We start from the raw sequence: 5425 nt of genomic DNA, 5'->3' as shown, positions 1-5425 counted from the left end.
GGATCGCGCTCGCGGCACGGCGCCCACCGCGGCGGGCGAGCCGCAGCCGCGCGAGGAGGCGCCGGGCGCGTCGCGCCCCAGGTCCGGGCCATCGGCGGCCGCGCTGCCGAAGAAGAGCGGCGTGACCGAGGAAGCGCTCATGGACGAAATCCGCGACATGAAGCAGTGGATCATGCGCATGTCGAAGCAGCAGCAGCTCGCGGCCAGACCGGAAGCGCTGCAGTCGCTCTACAATCGGCTGACGACGCAGGAGGTCGGCGAGCGATGGGCCGAACGGCTTCTCGAAGCGGTGGAAGCGGAGCTCGCGGCTGCGGATGCGTCTGATTCCGGCTATAACGGCGATCCCGGCCGCGACGCCGTCTGGAAGATCGCGGAACGCACGCTGCTGGCATGGCTGCGCGGCTTCGAGGACGGCCGGATCGCAAGCGATACGAGAGTCGTGCATTTCGTCGGGCCAACCGGCGTCGGCAAGACGACGTCGATCGCGAAGCTGGCCGCGGAACAAACGCTGAAGGCCGGCCGGAAAGTCGGCTTCATCACGTCCGACACGTACCGGATCGCCGCCGTCGATCAGCTCCGCACGTATGCGACCATTCTGAACGTGCCGCTCGAAGTCGTATTTTCCCCGGCCGAAGTAACGCGCGCGTTCCAAGCGCTGGAAGACTGCGAGCTGATCTTCATGGATACCGCAGGACGAAATTTCCGCAACGAGCTCTATGTCTCGGAGGTGAACAGCCTGCTTCAGCCGGGCGGCCGGTCGGAGACGTTCCTCGTGCTCAGCTTGACGGGCAAGACGAGCGACATGTCGGCGGTCGCGGCTAATTTCGCCAAGTTCGGCGTCACGCGGGTGCTGTTCACGAAGCAGGACGAGACGAACGCCGTCGGCGCCGTCCTGAACCTGGCTCTGGAACACGGGATGAGGCCGGCGTACGTCGCATACGGCCAGACGGTCCCGGACGACATCGCGCCGTTCCGGGCTTCCGACTATGTCAAGCTGCTGCTGGGGGCGCCGCATGATTGATCAGGCAGAGGCGCTCCGGCACATGGTCCGCAACCAAGAGCTGCGGCATGAGGGCCGGACGACCCGCATCGTCGCGGTGACCAGCGGAAAGGGCGGCGTGGGCAAGTCGAATTTCAGCCTGAACTTCGCGCTCGCCTTGTCGCGGATCGGCAAGAAAGTGCTGATCTTCGACGCCGACATCGGCATGGCGAACATCGACGTGCTCATGGGCATTTCGTCGACGTACAGCCTGTATCACTTGTTGAAGCAAGAGAAGACCATCTGGGAGATCATCCAGGAGGGACCGCAGGGCGTCCATTTCATCGCGGGCGGCTCCGGGTTCGCGGATCTGCTGGATCTGTCGCCGGATCAGCTGGACTACTTCGCGCAGCAGATCGGGCGGCTGCACGGGCAGTACGACGTGATTCTGTTCGATACCGGAGCCGGGCTGTCCAAAGAAACAATCAAGTTCATCGCTGCCGCGCAGGAGACGATCGTCGTCACGACGCCGGAGCCGACGGCCATCACGGACGCTTACGCGCTCATCAAAATGGTGACGGCCCTGGAGCATCGGGTCTCGTTCAAGCTTATTGTCAACCGGGCGGCGGACGCGAAGGAAGGCCGCGCGACGGCCGACAAGATCGGGCTCGTGGCCAAGCGCTTCCTGGACGTCGACGTTCCGGTGCTCGGCATGCTGCCAGACGATGCCAATGTGACGAAAGCCGTCAAGAAGCAGGTCCCGTTCGCCGTCGCGTTTCCCGGCACGGAGGCGGCACGTGCCATCGCCGATATCGCTGGCCGGTTCGCAGACGTATCCGCCGTGCCGGCGCCCGCAAGCGGCGGCGTCAAAGGGTTCCTGCAGCGCATGTTCAAACGATCATAACCCACCTTTGAGGAAAGGGAGGCTCGCCTTATGGCTGCGACTTCTCGCGTGCTCGTCGTGGACGACTCCGCCTTTATGCGAACCATCCTATGCGACCTGATCGGAAGCGATCCCCGGTTCGCGATCGCCGGCACGGCGAACGACGGCCGCGACGCGATCGAAGCCGTGCGCCGGCTGAAGCCGGACATCGTCACGATGGATTTGGAAATGCCGGTCATGAACGGCTTGGAAGCGGTGGAGCGCATCATGCGCGTGCATCCCGTGCCGATAATCATGATGTCGAGCGTCAGCGACGACGGGACCCGGGAGACGATCAAGGCGCTTCAGAACGGCGCGTTCGATTTCATTCGCAAGCCGGCCGGCCCGCTGTCGCCGGACATTCGGCACGTCGGCGAGCAGCTCCTCGAGAAGCTGCGCATCGCGGCGATCACGAGACGCCATTCGAAGTGGTACGCGCCGGACAAGCAGAGCGACGAAACGCGAGTCGCAGCGAAGCAGCCGGGCATCAGCCAACCGCGGCCGCAGGATTTGCCGCAGTCCGGTGAGGGCACGCCTGCTGTCATAGGCAGAAAGCCTGCTCCGGCTGCGAAAGCCGGGCCTGCCGGCGAGGAGCCGGAGGCTCGATGTACCTTGGCCGAGCCGGCTAGCGAATCGGCCCAAGCGCAGCCGGCCGACGCCGCCGAGCCGCCGGAGCAAGCGCGGCGCAAGCCCCGGCCGACCGAAGCGTTCCGGCATCTCGTGGCGATCGGCACGTCGACGGGCGGTCCCCGGGCGCTTCATGAGGTCATTTCGGCGCTGCCGGAGGATTTCCCGGCACCCGTGCTCGTCGTGCAGCACATGCCGCCTAAGTTCACGCGCTCGCTTGCGCTGCGGCTGGACGCCTTCAGCGCCCTGCACGTCCGGGAGGCCGCGCAGGGCGAACGGATCTGCGCCGGCGTGGTGTACATCGCGCCCGGCGGCCATCATCTGACGGTGGAGAAGGACGGCGGCGGCTATCACGTCCTGCTGACCGACGACGCGCCGCGCGGCGGTCATCGCCCGTCCGTCGACGCGCTGTTCGAATCGTGCGCGCGCTTAACCGAGTTGAAGCGGCACGCTGTGCTCATGACGGGCATGGGCACCGACGGGGCGAAGGGCATGCAGCGGCTGAATGAAAGCGGCGCGTGCACGGCGATCGCGGAATCCGAAGAAACCTGCGTCGTGTACGGCATGCCCCGCGCGGCCGTGGACACCGGAGCCGCGAAGGACGTGTTTCCGCTGAAACAGATCGCGCAGGCGCTCGTGCGCGCCGTGCGGCGTTAGACCGGCTGTTCGTTTGACAGTTATTTATTCAGGAGGTGCAAGGCCATGGACATGAACGCCTACTTATCGATGTTTATCGACGAATCGAACGATCACCTGCAGTCGCTTAACGAAAATCTGCTGAAGCTCGAAGGCGCGCCCGGCGATATCGGGATCGTTCAGATCATCTTCCGTTCCGCGCACACGCTCAAAGGCATGTCGGCGACGATGGGCTTCGAAGACCTCGCCTCGCTCACCCACGAGATGGAAAACGTGCTCGACCTCGTGCGCAACCGCAAGCTGGAGATGGACGATTTTATTTTCGATACCTTGTTCAAGGGCTTGGACGCGCTGGAATCGATGGTGCAGGACATCACGGGCGGCGGCACCGGCAAAGCGGACGTTACGGCCATCGTGGCGTCGCTGCAGGCGATCGTGAAGGGCGATTACAAGACGGGCGGCGCGTCTGCCTCGCAGGCGGGCGCGGGAATCGCGGATGACGGCGGCGCCCTGGACCAATTCCAAAGCTCCATCCTGCTGCAGTCCATCGAGGCCGGCATGTCGGTCTACCACGTCGTGGTGACGGTGCGCGAGGATTGCGTGCTGAAGGCGGCGCGCGCCTACATGGTGTTCAATTTCCTGGAGCAGAACGGCGAAATCGTCAAGTCGACGCCGAGCGTGCAGGACATCGAGCAGGAGAAGTTCGACCGGACGTTCACGGTATTCACGATCGCGAGCCTCCCGGAAGAGGAGCTGCGCCAAGGCATCGAAGCGGTATCGGAGATCGAAAGCGCCGCGATCACGCAGCTGGATCAAGAATCGCTGCGGCAGCTCGGCGGCGTTTCCGCGCAGGGCGCGCCGACGGCGTCCGCGTCACTGGCGCAGGAAGCGGTCGCCTCGGCGATCGCCCAGACCGCCGCGTCCGCGGCGCCGGCGGCACCCGCCGCGCCCCGCGCATCCGTACCGGCGTCCGCGGGCGGTACCGTCGGGAAGACGATCCGCGTGGACATCGAGCGCCTCGACTCGCTGATGAACCTGTTCAGCGAGCTGTTGATCGACCGCGTCCGCCTCGAGCAGCTGGCGAGCGAAATCCGCCGCAACGAGCTGACCGAAACCGTCGAGCATATGTCCCGCGTCAGCAGCGATTTGCAGAACATCGTGCTGAAGCTGCGGATGGTGCCGGTGGAGTCGGTCTTTAACCGGTTCCCGCGCATGGTGCGCGACTTGGCGAAGTCGCTCAACAAGAAAGTCGAGCTGGTCGTAAGCGGCGCGGATACAGAGCTCGACCGGACGGTCATCGACGAGATCGGCGATCCGCTCGTCCATCTGCTGCGCAACTCGCTCGATCACGGCATCGAATCCGCTGCGGACCGCGTCGCAGCCGGCAAGCCCGAGACGGGCACTGTTCAGCTGCGCGCGTACCATAGCGGCAACCACGTCTTCATCGAGGTCGAAGAAGACGGCCGCGGCATCAACGCCGAGAAGGTCAAGCAGATTGCGATTAAGAACGGCGTCGTCGACGCCGAGGCGGCGAAGCGGCTGACCGAGCACGAGATCAACATGCTGATCTTCGCCGCGGGCTTCAGCACGGCGGACAAAATTTCCGACATTTCCGGCCGCGGCGTCGGGCTGGACGTCGTCAAGTCGAAGATCGAATCGCTCGGCGGCCATGTCACCGTGGAGTCCGCGCAAGGCCGCGGCACGAAATTTTCGATCCAGCTGCCGCTCACGCTGTCGATTATCTCCGCGATGCTCGTAAAGCTCGGTACCGAGAAGTACGCGATTCCGCTCTCCTCGATCGTCGAGACGGCGATCGTCCCGCGGGAGCAGATCCGCAAGATCCACGGCAACCGGATGATCGACTACCGCGGCTCCGTCATTCCGCTCATCTCGCTCGCGCAGGTGCTGGATTGCCGCACGTTCCCCGAAGAAGAGGAGCAGGAGACCGAGGTCATCGTGATCCGCAAGGGCAATAAGGTCGGCGCGGTGACGGTAGACGAATTCATCGGCCAAAACGAAATCGTCCTCAAGTCGCTCGGCGGCTATCTGACCAACATCGAAGCGATTTCCGGCGCGACGATTCTAGGTGACGGCCAAGTCGCGCTGATCGTGGATCCGAACGCGCTCATCAAATAAAGGAGCCATTCCTGTAATGAATGAATTCGAGGTTTGAATGAAAAAAGCACCTTCTGTATACTGGGGAACGTTCCGACCAAAGAACAAATCCCAGCTCAGGAGGCACTCTACAATGAAGTATAAAC

General features: G+C 63.9%; 4 protein-coding genes. All 4 read left to right on the top strand.

What is annotated here, in order from left to right; translation table 11 throughout:
- The coding region (locus tag ACFPB1_RS27220) for a flagellar biosynthesis protein FlhF (protein ID WP_379229352.1) at positions 1-1021 on the top strand (1021 nt) is incomplete at its 5' end.
- Positions 1014-1883, top strand: a complete 870-nt coding sequence (locus ACFPB1_RS27215) for a MinD/ParA family protein (RefSeq protein WP_379229351.1) — start codon at positions 1014-1016, stop codon at positions 1881-1883. The genes ACFPB1_RS27220 and ACFPB1_RS27215, both read left to right, overlap by 8 nt.
- 30 nt (positions 1884-1913) lie before the next feature.
- Positions 1914-3185: a protein-glutamate methylesterase/protein-glutamine glutaminase gene (locus ACFPB1_RS27210; RefSeq protein ID WP_379229350.1), complete on the top strand. Its 1272-nt coding sequence runs from the start codon at positions 1914-1916 to the stop codon at positions 3183-3185.
- Positions 3186-3230: 45 nt separating this feature from the next.
- A complete protein-coding gene (locus ACFPB1_RS27205) occupies positions 3231-5300 on the top strand; it encodes a chemotaxis protein CheW (RefSeq protein WP_379229349.1) in 2070 nt (689 codons plus the stop codon).
- The last annotated feature ends 125 nt before the right edge of the window (positions 5301-5425 follow it).

The organism is Paenibacillus sp. GCM10023250 (assembly GCF_042653205.1).
Lineage (GTDB): Bacteria > Bacillota > Bacilli > Paenibacillales > Paenibacillaceae > Paenibacillus_Z.
The sequence above is the reverse complement of the archived record's forward strand: the minus strand, read 5'-3'. Positions and strand labels throughout refer to the sequence as shown.